Source organism: Undibacterium sp. GrIS 1.2 (assembly GCF_040544435.1).
In the GTDB taxonomy this organism is placed as follows: Bacteria; Pseudomonadota; Gammaproteobacteria; order Burkholderiales; family Burkholderiaceae_D; genus Undibacterium.
Genome location: NZ_JBEONP010000017.1, coordinates 19916 through 37950 on the forward strand (window position 1 = coordinate 19916; position 18035 = coordinate 37950).

Below are 18035 nucleotides of genomic sequence, written 5' to 3' on the forward strand. Positions count from 1 at the left end.
TTGATATTTAAAGCTGATCCTAAAAATTTTTCTACAAATTAATTAAAACCAACCCGATGAAGCTCAGACAAAAAATTATCCTGTTTGCAATCACCCCTTTGCTGCTTTCCTTAGCAGCGATTGCGATGGCGGTTTTTTATCAGACCACTTTGCTTGCGGAGCAACAGCGCACGACTGTGGAACAAGCTTATCTGGCGAGTAAAGAAATTGAGTTAAAACACTATGTCACCTTGGGTGCTGCTGCGATATCGAATTTATACAATGCAGAAAAACAAGATCTCCGCACACAAGAAGAAGCCAAGGCAATTTTAGCCAAGCTAGATTTCGGCGATGATGGTTATTTTTATGTGTATGACATGCATGGCAAAAATTTGATGCATCCACGTCAAAGCGATCTGGTTGGCCAGGACTTATGGAATATGAAAGATCCTGAGGGTAATTTCACCATCAGGAAGTTGATCGCTAAAGCGCAGGAAGGTGGCGGCGTAGTCCGTTATTTGTGGGAAAAACCCTCCACCCACAAGGTCGCCGCCAAACTAGGTTATGTCATACCGTTGGAGCGCTGGGGCTGGATGCTGGGTAGCGGTATTTATCTCGATGATGTGAATAACGCTTTGAATAAAATCGAAGTACAAAATACTAAAAATAGCCAAAGCACTCTATTCTGGATTGCGGGCATTGCCATCACCAGCGCCTTGTTGATTGCCGCTTCTGGCCTGGCATTAAACATTAGCGAATCTCGCGTAGCAGAGGCAAAACTCAAGGTGCTGGCGCAAAGTGTAGTCCGGTCACAAGAAGACGAGCGCGCCCGTTTATCGCGTGATCTGCATGATGGATTGAGTCAGTTATTGGTATCGGTCAAATTGCAAATCGAATCAGGCTTAGCCAAGCTGGATGCAGAGCAGTTAGAAACCGCCTCTGAGAACGGGTCTAAAAATATATCTGCTAAATCCTCATTCATGCGCGCCACAACCCAACTCAACGATGCACTAGGCGAGGTCAGAAGAATCTCACATGATCTGCGCCCTGCAATGCTGGATGACCTGGGACTCGCCGCAGCGTTTGAGCATTTAAGCGAAGAATTTACCCAAGACACTGGCCTGCCAGTCAACTTTTTAAGCGATGGCGACTGCGATGGTTTGGACGACATCAGTAATACGGTCTTATTCCGCATCGCCCAAGAGGCTTTGACCAATATCCACAAACATGCTGGCCAGGTGACACAGGTGCAGATTACTTTGCGGGGCGACAAACATTCTGTCGATTTAATGATCGAGGACAATGGTGCCGGATTTGACGTACAAGGTATCGCCAGTCACCCCAAACGCGGTATAGGATTGAGCAATATGCGAGAGCGACTGGCAACCGTCAACGGCCAGTTAGAATTGCATTCCAGCGCCAGCGGTACCCAAGTTATTGCCCGCATCACCAGCATCGCAAGGAACTCATCATGAACACAGCAACGCCAGATCAGGCCACCACAAAATCCATCAATCTGCTGCTGGTAGATGATCATCCGCTAGTCAGAGACGGTCTTAAAGCCAGGCTGGAAACGATTCCGCATTTCCATATTATTGGTGAAGCGGCTCATGCTGAGCAGGCGCTGCAACTGGCAGCCAACTTGCCCATTGATCTGATACTGATGGATATCAATTTGGGGGCAAATTCTGCTAACGGTATTAGTTTGACTGCACAGTTAAGCAGGGATTATCCAAAAATCGCAGTGATCATGTTATCCATGCATGAGAAAGCGGAATATGTCAGCCAGTCCATGCAAGCTGGCGCACGTGCTTATGTTTTAAAAGATGCGCCGGCGGAAGAGATCATCGCGGCCATCCATGATGTGATGGATGGTAAGCGGTATTTCAGCTCAGGCTTACAAAAACAATCCGCTGCGCCCTCGGCGGCGCAGATGCTGACCCAAAGAGAGCAAGGCATACTCAAAAGCATCGCTACAGGCAAATCCAATAAACACATCGCCCGCGAACTCAACTTAAGTGTCAGAACGGTAGAAACACACAGACTCAATATCAAACGCAAATTACATATTGAAGGACAAGCAGATTTGATCCGCTTTGCGCTAACTCAGGTAACTCAGACGCTGGATTAAAACTGAGTCCTACACGCGCCAATCAAGAATCTGACATTACACGGTAACAAAATACAGTGCTGAAAGCGCATAAAACCAACTCGATAATTAAACAAGATAATAATATACTCCCACCATGTATATTTTTAACGTCCATACAATCATTGGATAATGCACAATTTTTAAAAAATTTAGATGGGAGTATATTAAATTAACAGGTTAAAGCGCCAGATATTATCTCGGCAAAAACAATCTCTGGTGCTATTCTCCCTGCCTGTGCTGTAAGACAACGCTGACAACATCCCAGGCTCTTTGCGTACAAAAGTACGCCCCTTATTCCGATGGCAACTCTTACTTTAAACACATAAAGTACAACTCATGCACTGACACCAGACGTGTTGATGTTTGCAGCAACTTTGACCAAGTTTGATACGACTTACGTGATTTAAATGAGAGGCTAAAAATGACTCAATCCTTGCGCACTGAAATCTCCATCAAAGCAGATGTAGCACCACGCTTACAACGCTCTTTGCTGAAACATGATTTCGCCATCAATGCAGTATTGAATCCACGTCCTATCGGTCCAATTCAAAATGATTTGTTGGCGGCATTGCCTGCTGAAGAATTAGCCTTCCTCTTGCCGCATCTAGAGTTTGTCGACCTGTCGTTTGATCAAAAATTGCATGACTACGGCGATAAGCTCTCTTATGTCTACTTCCCAACTACTGCCATCGTTGCGCTCTTATACGTGCTGGCAGACGGTGGTGTAACAGAGATTGCCGTGATCGGTCATGAGGGTATGGTCGGTATTTCTGCACTGATGGGCGAAAGCGCCATGGGTACAGCAATGGTACAAAGTACAGGTTACGCGTATCGTTTAAAAACATCTGTCTTAAAAGAAGCTTGTAATCAAGGAGATAAATTACAGTCTTTGATGATGCGCTATACCCAAGCCTTGTTCGCACAGATGGCACAAAATTCTGTCTCTGGCCGCCACTATTCTGTAGACCAGCAATTATCCCGTTGGTTGTTAGACCGGTTAGATCGTTTGCCGACTAATGAGCTGAAAGTAACGCATGAGTTAATTTCAAATATGCTGGGTGTACGCCGTGAGAGTATTACCGAGGCCGCCGGCAAGTTACAACACGCCGGCTTGCTAAAATATCGTCGTGGCAGCATCACGGTATTGGATAGAGAAGGCCTGGAAGCACATGCTGGCGAATGCTACAAAGTCGCCAGACATGCCTTCGATTTAATGCTGGCAAATGCGGCAATCAAACGATAGCAGTCAGATCATTTCGCTAGCAGGAGTTTGTCCAGGGTAGGGAATACGCGCCTCAACTAATGTGCCCGTATCGTCCTTACCTGGTTTGATCGTAAACGTTCCACCCAATAGCAGAGTACGCTCACGCATCCCCAGCAATCCATGTGAGCGCGGTTTTTTAATAGCGTCAATAGATATACCAATACCGTCATCTAAAATCTGTAAATACAGGTCCGACCGCTCTCTTTTTAAACTGACTGTGACTTTTTTTGCTTTGGCATACTTGATCACATTCGTCAGCGATTCTTGCGCGATCCTAAATAAAGCAATAGACCAGGCTGGATCTATTCTGTCGATATCCTCATCAATATCCATCACCAGTTGCAAGCCAGCGATACGCGCTGCCTCGTCACAATAATTTTGTATGGATGCTGCCAGACCAAGGTTATCCAACATACTGGGGCGCAGATCTTCGATAATGCGACGCTTAAGATCAACCACTTCTAACAAGGTGGTTTTTGCTCTTTGTAGCTGAAGAGACAAAGCTGGCTCTTTGGTCTTTAATTTCTCCGTCAACATTGATACATCCATACTAATAGCGGTCAGGCTAGCCCCCATTTCATCATGCAACTCTCGCGCTAATTTTGCTTTTTCTTCCTCAGATACACGCAGCAGATGATGCGACAAAACTGACAGCTGTTCAGTACGTGCCATGACCGTAGACTCAAGATTATCGTTTGTCGTTTTTAATTCTGCCTCTACCTCTCTTTGTTTTGCAAAGCTCTTTTGTATCAGACGATAAAAAAGCATTAACACCAGAATGGCAATGATATTGATCATATTGCCTATCCATAGCGCCTGATTATGTTCATTAAAAAATTGAGTACGACGATTGGATAATAACTCCAGCTCTTCTTTCTCCATGATGACATCCAGAAGACGGATCTCATCCATGATTTCTCTGCCCTCACCTAGCCGAATTACCTTAACAACCTCATCTAAACCGCCATCTTTATATAGCGCAATACCTTGATCAAATTTTTTCATTTTCCGATCAAACATCTCGCGCAACTGAGATAGATTTTTAATTTGAGCTGGATTATCTTTGACTAAACTATTCAGTAAAATAAATTCCTGATTAAGCTGAATAGCGGCATTTTTCTTCGGCCCTAAAAATACCTCATCGCCTGATAAGTAATAACCACGCATGCTGCTCTCGGCATCCATGATGAGCAAATTCACATTTTTTAAATGATCTTTAATATTCCATGTGTGCTCGATCCAATCGGTATTATTTTTCAGCTTTTGCAGATTTTGATAATCAGATATCGCGTTACCAATCAAGGTAATTAAACAAACGAGAAATAAAGCTGTGATGTACAGCGGTAGTGAAGTGGAGGAAGTTTTATTCACACGAATATCCTAATTTGCTATGGATGTGGCGACTGTTATGCGTTTTTTTAAGATTTTAGCTGGCGATTATTAATAAAACTAAGTACGAAATAGTACGAAAAATCTGCACGTAGGAACACTCCTACATCATCTTCAGTTTACGCTGATTGCAAGCACTTATCACCATGTTTACAATGACTCTAAAGCGAGATCATAAATGGAAATCGCGAATTGGAGCCGCAATGCAGCAAATAACTGAAAAATCGTCAACATCTTCAGCGATGTTACGTGAGGTCGAAATTATGGATGTAACGAAAAAACTTAAAGTGTTCTTGATAGAGGATTCTCAGCGAATCCGTACTGTCTTGATTGACATGCTGCATGACACGGAACAGATCGAAGTGGTAGGTTTTGCTGAGAACGAAAAAGACGCTTTAAAGCAATTGAGGGCTAGTGAATGGGACGTAGCGATTGTAGATATCAGTTTGAGCGAAGGTAATGGCTTAGCCGTATTAGCCGCCTTACAAAATGATGCCCGTGATTACGGAAAGCGCTTTGTATTTACCAATCATCCTACGCCAGCGTTGCGAACCCACAGTCTTAAATACGGTGCTGAAGATTTTTTTGATAAGTCGCGTGAGATGGATTTGCTGGTCAGCCGTATTCGGGACTTGCTACATTAAAGTCTTAAAATTTAATGGGGAAACAAGCTTGCGATACAAGTAAATTTATTGAAATAGTTGACGATTTTTTTAAGTAATGTTCAATCCAGCAAATTATTTTTTAAAGCGTAATACGTCAGATCACTGTTTGAATGTAAGTGCATTTTTTCCATCACGCGAGCACGGTAGGTGCTGATCGTTTTTACACTAAGCGATAAAACAAGCGCGATATCAGACACCGATTCTCCCTTCGCCAAGCGCAAAAATACCTGAAACTCCCGATCAGATAATTCTGTGTGTAAAGCTGCAGTGACATCTTGATCAAAGCCCTGCGCCAATATTTCTCCCACCTCTGCACTCACATAACGCCGTCCGGTAGCGGCCGTACGAACAGCTTTAATCAGCTCATCGGTGTCACACTCTTTATTCAGATAACCGTTGGCACCCATTTTGAATAAATTGACCGCGTATTGCTGAGCTGGATAACCACTTAAAATCAAAATCGGTAATTCTGGCTGCCCTTGCTTGATGGTGCGCAAAGTATCAATGCCGCTCTGATCTGGCATGCTGATATCGAGCAGCATCACGTCGCACAACTTATTCCGCGCAATATCCAATGCTTCTCTGCCGGTACTTGCCTCAGCCACGACCTCAATATCGGCTACCTCAGAAAAAATCTGCTTAAATCCAGCACGAACAATTTGATGATCATCACAAATGGCAACACGTATCATTGTAGTCCTTGAGAATATTTAACCTATAGCAAGCACTCAGAATTATGCACTGGCTGTCTTAAGGTGTGTTGGTCTATCAGCGCATAATCCTGTCCACATCTAATCAGATGGTGGACTTACCAAGGTCTTAAACATCACAAAAGCATCAACATAACCAAGTTGCCGGTGTTTAAAAGCGAGAGGCAGAGTACCAATCACGCTAAAGCCCAGCCGCTGCCAAAGGCGCACGGCGCGCTCATTGGTAGACACCACCAAATTAAATTGCATAGCAAGAAACCCCATCGCGATTGCCTCTGACTGCGAATGTTCACACATTGCAGAAGCGATACCCTTGCCTTGTACATCTGGCGCGACCACATAACCGCAATTGCAGACATGGCTACCTAAACCTGGCTGGTTAGGTTTGAGGATATAAGTACCTAATATCTGTCCATCTGCTGCGCAGGCGACATAAGTGGCGGCAGGAGTCTTAATCCACGCGCTATGTATCTCTGCCTCGGTGCTTTGAGTATCATAAGCGTAGGTATCACCTTGGGCAAAAGTGGTCTGCAAGATCGGCCAAATACTGTTCCAGTCAGTTGCAAGGTAGCGACGTATAGAGATCATCATTATTAAGGTAATTTAATCAAGAAATTAGTAACTGATATCCTACTGTATAGCGGCCGTCCTTAAGCCAACATTGTGCCAACACCCAGCTAGGCAAGTTTGGCTTGCAGACTCCACTCAGATGCTGGTCTATATGTTCTTACCCAAGAGTCTACTGTGCGCGCTGGCATAGGATGCGCAATTACATACCCTTGCGCATAATCACAACCAAGTCGCATTAAGGAGACGCCCTGCTCTGCTGTCTCAACACCCTCAGCAATAACCTCGCGTTTAAAAGCATCGGCAAGGCCGATAACCGCACTGATTAACGCAAGGTCTTCTTGGTCTTCTAGCATGTTTCTGACAAAACTCTGATCGATTTTTAAGGTATTAGTGGGTAATCGTTTTAGATACGACAAAGAGGAATAACCCGTTCCAAAATCATCTAAGGCAAAACGTACACCCAATTCTTGGCAGGCGATGATGACTTCACGGACATACTGAATATCTTGAATCGCTGCAGATTCTAAAATTTCAATTTCTAAAGATTGTGGATTGACTTGGGGATAGTCGGCCAGAATGCTCGTCAATCTTGCCAAAAAATCGGGATGCTGAAAATGTCTTGCCGCAATATTCACGCTAAGCACCCAATGCGAGTAAGCCTCATACCAGAGAACTAATTGCTCCAATGCCTGATGTATAACCCACTCGCCGATATCAACGATCAAATCGGTATGCTCAACTATCGGCAAAAAATGTAGTGGCCCGACGATACCTTTATCAGGATGTTGCCAGCGCAATAGCGCTTCCATACCAATGATTTCGCCTTTTCGCATGTTGACTTTGGGCTGGTAATACAACCTCAACTCGCCGTCAATTAATGCACGTCTGATTCTGGTGCGCTGATTGTGATGTGTCCTGACCTGCTGATCTAATTGCGCATCAAAGACATGAAATTGATTGCGTCCATTCAATTTTGCTTGGTACATAGCCTGATCAGCGCTACGCAATAAAATATCGGGATTAAGATCATCACGCGGATAAATTGCCACGCCAATACTCGCTGTGATGGCAATTTCTTTTTGCTCAAATTGATGCGGACGGGATAATTCCGTCATTAGTCTGGTCAATTTATCCTCCAGATCTGCGGCGCCGATCTGGACTTGGATTAATGCAACAAATTCGTCACCGCCCAAGCGCGCTATGTAATTGCCGGAGTTAGCTGTTGCTATGCACGTCTCTAATCTTCCTGCAATATTTTGAAGTAATTTATTAGCGACTTCTTGTCCGTGTTGCTCATTAATAGTTTGAAAATGATCCAGATCAAGCAAGCATACTGCGAGCCAATATTGATCGGCATTTGCCTGCTCAATAGCCAGTTTAAAACGCTCAGTAAACAGGTGACGATTCTCTAAGCCTGTTAACTGATCATGACCGGCTTGCCAAGAAATTCTCTGCATTAAAAGACGCTTTTCGCTGACATCTCTGAAGACCAGAACGCAACCAATTACGCTACCGTCTTTCCGTTTGATCGGAGAAGCAGTAAAGTCGATTTCATGTTGCTGACCATTTCTGTTTATCAGCATCTTCCCCGAGGATTGCAGTACATCCTGGTTATCACTTTCAATTCTATTTTTTTCGCTATTATTTGGGCTATTGTTTCCGCTGCTTTCAAGCTTGTTTTCAACAACATGAATACCCTGAACAAAAATCGTCATTCTGCGTTGATCGATTGCATCCAGCAAAGTGAAGACGTGTTTTAAAGGTGTAGCATGCGCCTCTTGCTGGCTCCAACCCGTCAGCTGATGAGCGACTTTATTCAGGGTCAAAATATTCCCGTCAATATCGGTACTGATCACAGCGTCACCAATGGATGCCAAGGTAGTTTCTACGATCTCCTTCTCGATTGCCAGCTCGTGTCTGCTGAGTTGCAAAGACTTAAAGAGTTTCTGAACTTCTTCCGTCATGCTGTTGAAGGTGCTTGCCAATGCGCGCGATTCCACACTACCAGCGACTTCCATACGGACGGAATGCTCGCCTTTTTTAAATCTGATCGTTGCAATGGCGAGTTTTGCTAAGGTTCTGGCATTGGCGCGTAAAATCAAACTAAGTAAGAAAAAAATAGTAAAAATAATCGCAGCCGACAGCTTGGCTTGCGTACATACTTTAGCCCAGATAGCATCGATGACCGTAGCGGGCGAGGTCGTTAACTGGAGCGTCGCCATAGCACCATCTGATAACATAATCTGATGAACCTGCGACTCATTTTTTAGTAGGATAAAATGAAAAAACCAAGGCGGTGCAGCACTGATGCTGTTGGTAATATTTTCTGCAACAAGCTGGCCGTGCTCATCCTGCCAAGTGATCTCGGTAATCTGGTCACTGGTACTTATTTCGCGTTCAATTAATTGTTTTATCTCAGCAGGCTGATGTCTCGCTGAAAGCTCTTTAATTACAGGTAGTAAAAAATGACTTGCTTGCCGCATTTCAGCAGAGGCGCGCTGCCTGACCTCAGTAGTTTCAGCCTGTATCAGCAAATAATAGCGAAACCCGCTTACGAGAATAATTAATAAAGTCAGTGGGACATATAGCCGCACGTACACACTTTTTTGCAACCATGCATGGAAATAATTTTTTAGCTTGTACACGAATCAATAAGTATCAGTAGATATCAGAATATGGATAACAACTGCAACGCACCCCATTGGATAAATAGGGTTTCGAATGACGCAACGAATCTAAATAAAAACAGGTCCGTAAATAAAAATAGACCCGTTAATGGAACTGCGGGAACTGCCGGAGCTGTTGGAACTGCCGAGCAATCAACCAATTCATCAGCCAATAAACCTGTCGAATTCTAACCCGAAGATTCAAGTTTTCCCGCAGGGAAAGTTTATATTCGGTCATCTGAGTGTAAAGTGCAACACGGATCTATCTACTTCTGGCTGTCTATCAAATTCACAATGTCCTTGCAACCGACTTTTTACTGAGCTTTTTACTTTGTTTTTTACTTACTTTTGCTATCGCTTTTTCTTGCATTTTCTTGTTTTTTCTTTTCTCTAGTACCATCTTTTTTAGAAAGAAATAGCCTTGCCTGTCTTCAATCATTATTCACTTGATCAACAAAAGAGATTCGGTACAATCCGGCATGCTCTCTGAATTCGACCTTATCCAACAGTATTTCGTCACACCCGCCAGCAGCGACCGCCGGATTGCGCTGGGGATAGGTGACGACTGCGCTTTACTCCAGCCTTCACCCGGCATGCAATTGGCGATTTCCAGCGATATGCTGGTGTCGGGCCGGCACTTTTTCCCGGATGCCGATCCCCGTATGCTGGGGCATAAATGTCTGGCGGTGAATTTGTCTGACCTCGCAGCGATGGGTGCCAAACCAGTTGCGTTTACCTTGGCGCTGGCCTTGCCAGAAGCAAGACCAGATTGGTTGGCAGAATTTTCTGGCGGCTTGCTGGCACTGGCGGAGCAACATCACTGTGTTTTGATCGGTGGCGATACGACTAAAGGTCCGCTGACAATTTGCATCACGATTTTTGGTGAATTGCCGCCCGGACGAGCCTTACGCCGTGATGCCGCACAGGTCGGCGATGACATCTGGGTTTCTGGCACTTTAGGCGATGCGCGTCTGGCATTGGCGCACTATTGGGATGAGATGCGCTTGAGTGACGCCGATCTGGCGATTGCCGCACCACGCATGCATCAGCCTACACCACGTATTGCGCTGGGCACGGCATTGCAGGCTATTGCGCATGCGGCATTGGATATCTCAGACGGTTTGATCGGCGACCTTGGGCATATTCTAAAAAAATCCGGTGTTGGTGCCAGCTTGTCGGTGGATGATTTGCCAGCAGGTTTGGCGCTACGCAAGCAAGATCAAACAAGGCGCCGCGAGTTTTGTCTTGCGGGTGGTGATGATTACGAATTATGTTTTACCGCCCCTGTTAGCCAACGTGATGCGGTTGCGGAGGCGGGACGCCACAGCCAGACTACGGTCACACGTATTGGCCGGATTGAGACTGATCTTGGCTTACGCTTGCTGGATGCCAGCGGGCAGCCATTAGCTTTATCATTGACCTCTTTTGATCATTTTAGTAGTCCGTAGCCGAGACAGAATCAGCCCATGAGCATATTTAACACCTCTAGCACCGACGGCATAAAAACAATCAAACCAAGCGCACGCTTTATGCTGAGTAATCCGGCACATATCCTCGCGCAAGGCTTTGGCAGCGGACTCTCGCCCATCATGCCTGGTACCAGCGGCACCTTATTTGCCTGGCTAAGTTTTAATGTGCTGAGTACGCGCTGGCCAGATTTATTCACGCCAAGCTCGTGGGCTTGGATTATTGTGCTGGGTTTTGTCGTGGGTGTATGGGCATGCCAGGTAACCGGGCGCAATATGGGCGTGGCAGATCATGGCAGCATGGTGTGGGACGAGATCATTGCGTTTTGGCTAGTATTGCTGTTTGTCACGCCTGCCAGTTTTTCTACCCAATGCTGGGCATTTTTCTGGTTCCGGGTATTTGATATGGTCAAGCCACCACCGATAGGCTATTTTGATCGTCAGCTCAAAGGCGGTTTTGGTGTGATGTGGGACGATATTCTGGCCGCGTTTTATACCTTGTTGCTATTTGCCTTGTGGCGCGTAATCTGACGGCTTCATTGCATTAAATTCCTCATTAAATTGAATATACTCCCCCCTTATTTTTAATAAATATGCCAAATTGTCCAGAGATTACTTGGACAATAAAATATACTCATAGTGAGTATATAAAATCATCTCAATCCAATCTTTGTTATAAAAACTAAAAAAAGTATTCCAAATACGTACTTTTTTACGCTTTTTCAACGTCTGCAGGCAAACTGTTTCAGCCAGTAGTGTTAGCTAAAGATCTGATCTTGCACGTTTGTAAAAATCCACTTTACAAAGCTGAAACTTCATCAAGTCGCTATCAATGCGCATGGACAAAGTGGTAAAGTAATTCATCAACTTGATTCGTTTATTCGCCTAATTGAGTTAATCCACCACAGGAGACCATGCCATGCCAAATGTTATTCAACTCGCTACCGAAGTCGGCTCAGCCCTGCAATCCAAAAAACTTTTATTGTCGGTCGCAGAGTCCTGCACTGGCGGCGGCGTTTGCCAAGCCATTACCGAAATCGCCGGTTGCTCGGAATGGTTTGATTGCGGGTTTATCACTTACTCCAACTCCTCCAAAACGGAATTATTAAATATCTCCGACGCATTGATTGCACAGCACGGTGCGGTCAGTGAAGAAATTGCCGCGGCCATGGCAGAAGGCGCGCTAGCCAATTCTGAGGCCCATGTCTCCCTCTCCACCACGGGTATTGCTGGTCCGGGCGGTGCAGTACCGGGCAAGCCGGTTGGCACAGTCTGTTTTGCCTGGCTGGTTGGAGGCATCACGCATACTGAACGCAAAGTATTTAGCGGTGATCGTCACGCGGTACGTGAGCAAACTATCGTGCATGCTTTAGATAAGTTGCTACGCTATGTTAAAGAAGCGTAGCAAAAAATTTAAAAGAACTTCGCCGGAGTAATGTAGCGCAAGTCCTGTCAAAGATAGTGTGAAGGAAATTGATTTGTCTACGACTAATGTACACACTGATGCACTCACAACGAGCCCCAACGCCAGTAAAGCCCACTCGCAGGCAACGCTGCCAGAACCGCACATTAATGCCCTGCTGGTCGATGATGATGCTGACATCCGTGAACTGTTAGCACGCTATTTAGAAAAATTTGGTATCCGCTGCATTACCGTCGCCGACGGTAAAGCGATGCGTCAACAATTAGCAGCTACCCAGATCGATATTATTTTGCTTGATCTGATGTTGCCTGATGAAGACGGACTCTCTTTATTGCGAGGTCTGCGAAATAGCAAAGACAGCCAAATCCCCGTCCTGATGTTGACCGCTCGCGGCGAATCTGCCGATAGAATTATTGGTTTAGAGTTAGGTGCAGACGACTACGTAGTCAAGCCCTTTGATACCCGAGAACTGGTATCGCGTATCCATACGATTTTGCGCCGGACACAGGCCGGTCAGGCCAGCCAGAGCAACCAAATTAGCCAACACCATAGCCAGCACAATAACCGAACCGAAGAAGAAATTACGTTCCATGGCTGGCGTCTTAATTGTCATACGCGCCAGCTCAATACGCCCGACAATTTAGTGGTGCCGCTGTCCAATGCAGAGTTCCGTTTGCTATTAACTTTTGTAAAGCGCCCGGGGCAAGTTCTTAGCCGCGATCAGTTATTGGATATCGCACGTGGCAAATCGTCTTTGGCATTTGATCGCAGTATCGATCTGCTGGTCTCGCGACTACGGCAAAAACTCAGTGAGGATTCGCGCCAACCATCAATGCTAAAAACCATACGCGGCGAAGGCTATATGTTTCAGCCACCGGCATCTGCATCTGCATCGAAAACAGTTACACCGACGCTGCTGCCATCGCCGTCTTTGCCTCATCCTTCCTCGAATTAAATAATGACGACAACACCAGCAACAACATTGGGATTACGCCGTTTTTTCTCTGATACGATTTTTACACGCTTATTCGGATTGGCAATGGGGGCGGTGATCGTCAGCCATGTTATGACATTTATTTTGTTATTCGTATTTTTGGGTGACCGTTTTCCACATCCGCATGCAGAGAACAGACCACCGTTTTCTAGGCAAATGCAAACGGCACCGCCCGACAATATGGCACCACTAAGACATCTGCCACCGCATGAAGATCACTTCCCGGGGCCGATGCTGGGTTTTTTTCTGAGTATGTCTATGCAATTTTTAATTCTTGCAATTGCTGCCTGGTATGGATCACGCAATCTGGCGAAACCGATACAAAATCTGGCGCATGCCGCAAGCCAGGTTGGCGATAATTTGAATGCACCAGCTTTGCTGGAAACCGGCCCGGCAGAGGCACGCCAGGCCGCCAATGTATTTAATAAAATGCGGGAACGGATTCGATTGCAATTAGAAGAGCGAGGTCGCTTTTTAGCTGCGGTGTCGCATGACTTGCGTACACCTTTAACCCGCATGAAATTACGGATAGAACATCTGGACGACGATGCCACCAAAGATAAATTGCAACAAGATATAGAAGAAATGCGCTTGATGCTGGATACGACTTTGGAGTACCTGCGCAGTAACGGTAAAGCGACTGCATCGGGGCAATTATTGGACGTGCAAGCCTTGGTAGAAGCCTTGGTTGATAATGCACAAGAGCAAGGACATCAGGTACATTTTTCAGGCGATGCTCAGCCACTCTTTGCGATTATTTCTGATTTGCGTCGCTGTATTTCTAACATCTTAGAAAATGCGCTCAGTCATGGCAAAGAAGTCGAAATTATTTTGCGCGATAGTCCCGATCAACTTTTAATTCAGGTTGTTGATGATGGGCCAGGTATTCCGCCAGATCAGTTACTGCAGGTGTTTGAACCATTTGTCCGTTTATCAGAATCACGTAACAGAAATAGCGGCGGTGTTGGTCTGGGCTTAAGTATCGCCAGAGAAATCGCACGCCAGCATGCTGGCGATTTAGTTTTGTTCAATAATACTGAGCGCCGCGGCCTGACTGCACAGATCTGCTTGCCTAGAAAATTGTCTGATCAGTAATTACATTATTTTAATAAAATCCTATTCAGTGATTGTTCTGAACATACTCAACTTCTTGTATTCGTTTTAAATATGTCGAGTCTGATACAAAGCAGACACAGCTAAGCAACATCGCTGGGAGAAACTGGAACTATCCGTTTTTCCGCAGCACTTTGCTTACTAACGTCATCAATCAGAAGGGAGCGACATCATGAGTTCAATAGGAAGCATAGGCACTACCTCGGCCTATAATTATTCCAGCAGTGTACAAAGACAAAAGCCAGACCCGACGCAGATTGCGGACGATGTTTTTAGTAAGCTTGATACCAATAATCAGGGCTATTTAAGCGAAGCTGATTTGCAGTCGGCGTTTAGCAAACTGTCTTCCTCGTCCTCCTCCACGTCTGCTACAACCTCGTCCAATGCAACTACAGCTTCTGGCAGCAGCTCAAGCAGCACGACCGAAATTAGTGATCTTTTCAAAAAACTAGATAGTGACAGCGATGGCAAAGTCACTAAACAAGAATTCAGCTCTGGTTTGCAAAAACTCAGCGATGAACTAGAAAGCCAGTTCAACGCCCGCCGCACTTCTGGTGCAGGCGCTAGCAATGTCAGCAATCAAGCCCCACCTCCACCGCCAACTCAAAGCGCAGGCTCTGGTCAGGCGCAATCAGCTGATTCTGGCGAACAAAGCGGTGGTGGTGGTGGCGCTGCCAGTGCAACCGCCAGCAGCAGTGCGACAAAAACCTATGACCCGGCGGATACCAATGAAGATGGCACGGTGTCAACCAAAGAGAGTTTGGCCTATGCGGAGAAACTATTAGCCGCCGCCGAGGCAAAGCTAAACGAGACATCTAGCTCAGCAACGTCGGGTACCAGCTCATCGGGTACCGCCAACACCACCAGTGCCACGGGCGTTACTGGAATAGCGGCAACGTCGTCCAATGCAGCATCGTCCAGCTCAGGATCGACCGGCACCAGTTCCGACAGTAGCGGCAACGCCAGCACCAGCAGCGATGCCACATTATTTAGAAAAGCATTGCAGTTATTGCAGGCCTACGCTGATCCTTTTCAGTCTGGCAATACCGGCTCTGGAAGTAGTATTTCAGTGAGTGCTTAGAATGCAGGTTTATTTTTAAGACCGGTAAGCTGTAATGACAAAAGGGAGCCAGGCTCCCTTTTTAACTCTTCAATCAAACGCTTTTTACTTAAATACGACAAGCATTAATCGCGTCTCTGGTTTCCATCGCAACCCGTCGCGCAGCCTGGCTATAGCTCTCCTCGGCTTGCGGTTTGGCGTACAAGATTGCTCGGGACGAATTGATCATCATCCCAGTTCCGCCAGCCGTTTTACCCGCGGCAACTGTCGCTGCGATATCTCCACCTTGCGCACCGATTCCCGGTACCAGCAAAGGCATATCACCAATGATCTGGCGTACCTGCGCTAGCTCCGCAGGAAAAGTTGCACCGACGACCAAGGCGCATTGGCCGTTAGTATTCCATTTGTCGGCTACCAATTGGGCGACATGCTGATACAGCGGTTTGCCGCCGACATCTAAAAATTGCAAATCCGATCCGCCTGCATTGGAGGTGCGGCACAAAACTATCGCGCCACGGTCTTTCCATTCCATGTACGGCGCGACTGAATCAAAACCCATATACGGATTGACTGTCACAGCATCGGCGTCATAGCGCTCAAACGCTTCACGCGCATATTGCTCGGCGGTTGCGCCGATATCGCCACGTTTGGCATCTAAAATAATCGGGATCGCCGGATACCTTGTTTTGATATAGCGGCAAATAGCTTCCAACTGATCTTCTGCCCGTAAGGCAGCAAAATACGCAATTTGTGGCTTGAATGAGCAGGCGAGATCCGCGGTCGCATCAATCATAGTTTTACAAAATGCAAAAATCGCATCTGGCTGCTGCGCGATCTCTGCGGGAAAGCGAGATACATCAGGATCAAGCCCGACACACAACAAAGAATTATTTTTCGCCCAAGCGGCGGAGAGTTTTTCGATGAACGTCACGATTTACCTTAGGGTGTGTTCAGAGCAACGATGTTGATCCGAACAGTAAAATGCAATTTGATGCATGAATTAATATGAGGACTTACGCAAAACCGCTCCAGCTGCGTTGTAGCTCTTAGTTGTACTAAAGTACTATCGTCGTCGCTACGTCTTGCTGGATCATTTTGCGTAAGTCCTGGATATATGAAATAGTCGACATTATAACGTGTGACATTATGAGAACTTACTCAAAACTGCCGCTGCGTCGTGGTAAAGGTACCGTCTTTATTTGATAATCTGGCCTAGAGCGCCGATAATTCATGCACACTTTATGCAATTTCTGGCAAGACGTAACATTCAGATCCACCATCATCAGCGTATCAATACAGCAATGAAAAATACCTCTAAAAATAGTTCTAAAGATAGCACTACTGCTGAAGTCGATTTACTGGCACTAGACAATCAATTCTGCTTCGCGCTGTATTCTGCGTCCCTGGCGATGACTAAGACGTATAAACCCTTGTTAGAAAAAATCGGCCTGACCTATCCACAATACCTGGTCATGATCGTGCTGTGGGAGCATGATGGCATTCTGGTTAAAGATATAGGCGAGGCGCTATTCCTGGATTCTGGCACGTTAACGCCGCTATTAAAGAGGATGGAAGCCGCCGATCTGCTGCAACGTACACGCGACGAGATCGATGAACGCCAGGTCAGAATCACTTTGACTAAAGAAGGGAAGCAACTGAAAAAAGCTGCCAAAGAAATCCCTCTGCAAATTATGTGTGCCAGTGGGCAAACGAAAGAAACCTTAATCAATCTGCGGTCTCAGTTATCGCAAATCAGAGGTGATTTAACGGAGAGCAACTTAGGCTAACCGAGCAGTATCGTTCGACAAACATTACCCAAAAGAATTGCTTGAGATATTTGTATGGTTAGATTTTTAAATGCGGTTTTTAAATACGGGTTTTAAATAAGTTTACTAAATATTTATTTAAATTTAGATTGCGCACAATTTAATTGTGTACTATTATATTTTCACTGGCAGCGATAATGCCAAAACGGCGTAGTTAGAATTTCAGAGTAAGTAGATCGAAAATTAGTCGCAGCAACATTTATTTCAGCTTGATCAATTATTTATTTGGACTAAACTCATTAGTCCAATCCAACAGGAGAATCACATGCAAGTACTTTACACAGCAAACGCAACAGCAACTGGTGGTCGTGATGGCACAGCAGCTAGTAACGACAATCACCTCGCCGTTAAACTGAGCACACCTAAAGAACTAGGCGGTGCAGGCGGCGAAGGTACTAACCCGGAGCAAATGTTCGCTGCTGGTTATTCCGCTTGTTTTATTGGCGCAATGAAATTTGTCGCCGCTGCAACTAAAGTAGCATTGCCAGCGGATACATCCGTCAACGGCTTAGTCGGTATTGGCCCAAATGACAAAGGCGGTTTTGGTTTAGAAGTTGCGTTAAATGTTTCCATCCCTGGCATGGATCGCGCAGCTGCGGAAGCCCTCGTTGCTAAGGCGCATGAAGTTTGCCCATATTCAAATGCAACCCGCGGCAATATTGATGTCAAAGTCACTGTGCTGTAAAAAGTAAGTTGGATCGAATTAAATGTCAGTTAAAGCCCGAGTCGTTCGGGCTTTTTTATTGCCCAGTCTTTTT

Annotated in this window: 17 protein-coding genes; 12 read left to right on the plus strand and 5 right to left on the minus strand. The window is 45.7% G+C overall.

Features of this window, described 5'->3' with window-relative positions; translation table 11 throughout:
- Positions 1–56 precede the first annotated feature (56 nt).
- The 3 genes from AAKU61_RS09425 (at position 57) to AAKU61_RS09435 (ending at position 3374) form a co-directional block, all read left to right on the plus strand.
- Complete coding sequence (locus tag AAKU61_RS09425) at positions 57–1454, plus strand: cache domain-containing protein (protein WP_354331636.1); 1398 nt, start codon at positions 57–59, stop codon at positions 1452–1454.
- Positions 1451–2110, plus strand: coding sequence for a response regulator (locus AAKU61_RS09430; protein ID WP_354331638.1), 660 nt, complete (start codon positions 1451–1453; stop codon positions 2108–2110). Before AAKU61_RS09425 ends, AAKU61_RS09430 begins: the two co-directional genes overlap by 4 nt.
- Before the next feature lie 442 nt (positions 2111–2552).
- On the plus strand, positions 2553–3374 hold the full coding sequence (locus tag AAKU61_RS09435) for a Crp/Fnr family transcriptional regulator (RefSeq protein ID WP_354331640.1): 822 nt from the start codon (positions 2553–2555) through the stop codon (positions 3372–3374).
- Positions 3375–3377: 3 nt separating this feature from the next.
- On the opposite strand, the gene AAKU61_RS09440 is transcribed toward AAKU61_RS09435, so the two are convergent.
- Positions 3378–4766, minus strand: a complete 1389-nt coding sequence (locus tag AAKU61_RS09440; RefSeq protein ID WP_354331642.1) for a CHASE3 domain-containing protein — start codon at positions 4764–4766, stop codon at positions 3378–3380.
- Between the two features lie 221 nt (positions 4767–4987).
- Between AAKU61_RS09440 and AAKU61_RS09445 the strand changes: the two genes are divergently transcribed.
- The gene (locus tag AAKU61_RS09445; protein WP_354331644.1) at positions 4988–5428 is read left to right on the plus strand and encodes a response regulator; all 441 of its coding nucleotides are present in this window, start codon (positions 4988–4990) and stop codon (positions 5426–5428) included.
- A gap of 80 nt (positions 5429–5508) precedes the next feature.
- Here AAKU61_RS09445 and AAKU61_RS09450 read toward each other — a convergent pair whose 3' ends face one another.
- The 3 genes from AAKU61_RS09450 to AAKU61_RS09460 form a co-directional block, all read right to left on the minus strand.
- A complete protein-coding gene (locus tag AAKU61_RS09450) occupies positions 5509–6141 on the minus strand; it encodes a response regulator (protein ID WP_322119678.1) in 633 nt (210 codons plus the stop codon).
- 99 nt (positions 6142–6240) lie between these two features.
- Complete coding sequence (locus AAKU61_RS09455) at positions 6241–6747, minus strand: GNAT family N-acetyltransferase (RefSeq protein WP_354331646.1); 507 nt, start codon at positions 6745–6747, stop codon at positions 6241–6243.
- Between the two features lie 89 nt (positions 6748–6836).
- Positions 6837–9323 (minus strand): EAL domain-containing protein, encoded by a 2487-nt coding sequence (locus AAKU61_RS09460; RefSeq protein ID WP_354331648.1) that lies wholly within the window; start codon positions 9321–9323, stop codon positions 6837–6839.
- A gap of 551 nt (positions 9324–9874) precedes the next feature.
- On the opposite strand from AAKU61_RS09460, the gene thiL reads away from it, so the two are divergent.
- The 6 genes from thiL (at position 9875) to AAKU61_RS09490 (ending at position 15472) form a co-directional block, all read left to right on the plus strand.
- Positions 9875–10843: a thiamine-phosphate kinase gene (gene thiL, locus AAKU61_RS09465; protein ID WP_354331649.1), complete on the plus strand. Its 969-nt coding sequence runs from the start codon at positions 9875–9877 to the stop codon at positions 10841–10843.
- Positions 10844–10861: 18 nt separating this feature from the next.
- Positions 10862–11392, plus strand: a complete 531-nt coding sequence (locus tag AAKU61_RS09470) for a phosphatidylglycerophosphatase A family protein (protein WP_354331650.1) — start codon at positions 10862–10864, stop codon at positions 11390–11392.
- A gap of 388 nt (positions 11393–11780) precedes the next feature.
- A complete protein-coding gene (locus tag AAKU61_RS09475) occupies positions 11781–12266 on the plus strand; it encodes a CinA family protein (RefSeq protein WP_354331652.1) in 486 nt (161 codons plus the stop codon).
- 73 nt (positions 12267–12339) lie between these two features.
- Positions 12340–13239 (plus strand): response regulator, encoded by a 900-nt coding sequence (locus AAKU61_RS09480; protein ID WP_354331654.1) that lies wholly within the window; start codon positions 12340–12342, stop codon positions 13237–13239.
- 3 nt (positions 13240–13242) lie between these two features.
- Positions 13243–14373 carry an ATP-binding protein gene (locus AAKU61_RS09485; protein ID WP_354331656.1) on the plus strand — a complete coding sequence of 377 codons (1131 nt, stop codon included), beginning with the start codon at positions 13243–13245 and terminating at the stop codon, positions 14371–14373.
- A 190-nt stretch (positions 14374–14563) separates the two neighbouring features.
- Positions 14564–15472: an EF-hand domain-containing protein gene (locus tag AAKU61_RS09490; RefSeq protein WP_354331658.1), complete on the plus strand. Its 909-nt coding sequence runs from the start codon at positions 14564–14566 to the stop codon at positions 15470–15472.
- Positions 15473–15560: 88 nt separating this feature from the next.
- Here AAKU61_RS09490 and pyrF read toward each other — a convergent pair whose 3' ends face one another.
- The gene (gene pyrF, locus AAKU61_RS09495; protein ID WP_354331660.1) at positions 15561–16382 is read right to left on the minus strand and encodes an orotidine-5'-phosphate decarboxylase; all 822 of its coding nucleotides are present in this window, start codon (positions 16380–16382) and stop codon (positions 15561–15563) included.
- A gap of 370 nt (positions 16383–16752) precedes the next feature.
- Between pyrF and AAKU61_RS09500 the strand changes: the two genes are divergently transcribed.
- Both AAKU61_RS09500 and AAKU61_RS09505 read left to right on the plus strand, forming a co-directional pair.
- On the plus strand, positions 16753–17238 hold the full coding sequence (locus AAKU61_RS09500) for a MarR family winged helix-turn-helix transcriptional regulator (protein ID WP_354331662.1): 486 nt from the start codon (positions 16753–16755) through the stop codon (positions 17236–17238).
- A gap of 304 nt (positions 17239–17542) precedes the next feature.
- On the plus strand, positions 17543–17962 hold the full coding sequence (locus AAKU61_RS09505) for an organic hydroperoxide resistance protein (RefSeq protein WP_322119686.1): 420 nt from the start codon (positions 17543–17545) through the stop codon (positions 17960–17962).
- The last annotated feature ends 73 nt before the right edge of the window (positions 17963–18035 follow it).

Coding starts and splice junctions, on each gene's coding strand:
- AAKU61_RS09425 (WP_354331636.1), top strand. CDS start 57: ATGAAGCTCAGACAAAAAATTATCCTGTTTGCAATCACCCCTTTGCTG.
- AAKU61_RS09430 (WP_354331638.1), top strand. CDS start 1,451: ATGAACACAGCAACGCCAGATCAGGCCACCACAAAATCCATCAATCTG.
- AAKU61_RS09435 (WP_354331640.1), top strand. CDS start 2,553: ATGACTCAATCCTTGCGCACTGAAATCTCCATCAAAGCAGATGTAGCA.
- AAKU61_RS09445 (WP_354331644.1), top strand. CDS start 4,988: ATGCAGCAAATAACTGAAAAATCGTCAACATCTTCAGCGATGTTACGT.
- AAKU61_RS09450 (WP_322119678.1), bottom strand. CDS start 6,141: ATGATACGTGTTGCCATTTGTGATGATCATCAAATTGTTCGTGCTGGA.
- AAKU61_RS09455 (WP_354331646.1), bottom strand. CDS start 6,747: ATGATCTCTATACGTCGCTACCTTGCAACTGACTGGAACAGTATTTGG.
- thiL (WP_354331649.1), top strand. CDS start 9,875: ATGCTCTCTGAATTCGACCTTATCCAACAGTATTTCGTCACACCCGCC.
- AAKU61_RS09470 (WP_354331650.1), top strand. CDS start 10,862: ATGAGCATATTTAACACCTCTAGCACCGACGGCATAAAAACAATCAAA.
- AAKU61_RS09475 (WP_354331652.1), top strand. CDS start 11,781: ATGCCAAATGTTATTCAACTCGCTACCGAAGTCGGCTCAGCCCTGCAA.
- AAKU61_RS09485 (WP_354331656.1), top strand. CDS start 13,243: ATGACGACAACACCAGCAACAACATTGGGATTACGCCGTTTTTTCTCT.
- AAKU61_RS09490 (WP_354331658.1), top strand. CDS start 14,564: ATGAGTTCAATAGGAAGCATAGGCACTACCTCGGCCTATAATTATTCC.
- AAKU61_RS09500 (WP_354331662.1), top strand. CDS start 16,753: ATGAAAAATACCTCTAAAAATAGTTCTAAAGATAGCACTACTGCTGAA.
- AAKU61_RS09505 (WP_322119686.1), top strand. CDS start 17,543: ATGCAAGTACTTTACACAGCAAACGCAACAGCAACTGGTGGTCGTGAT.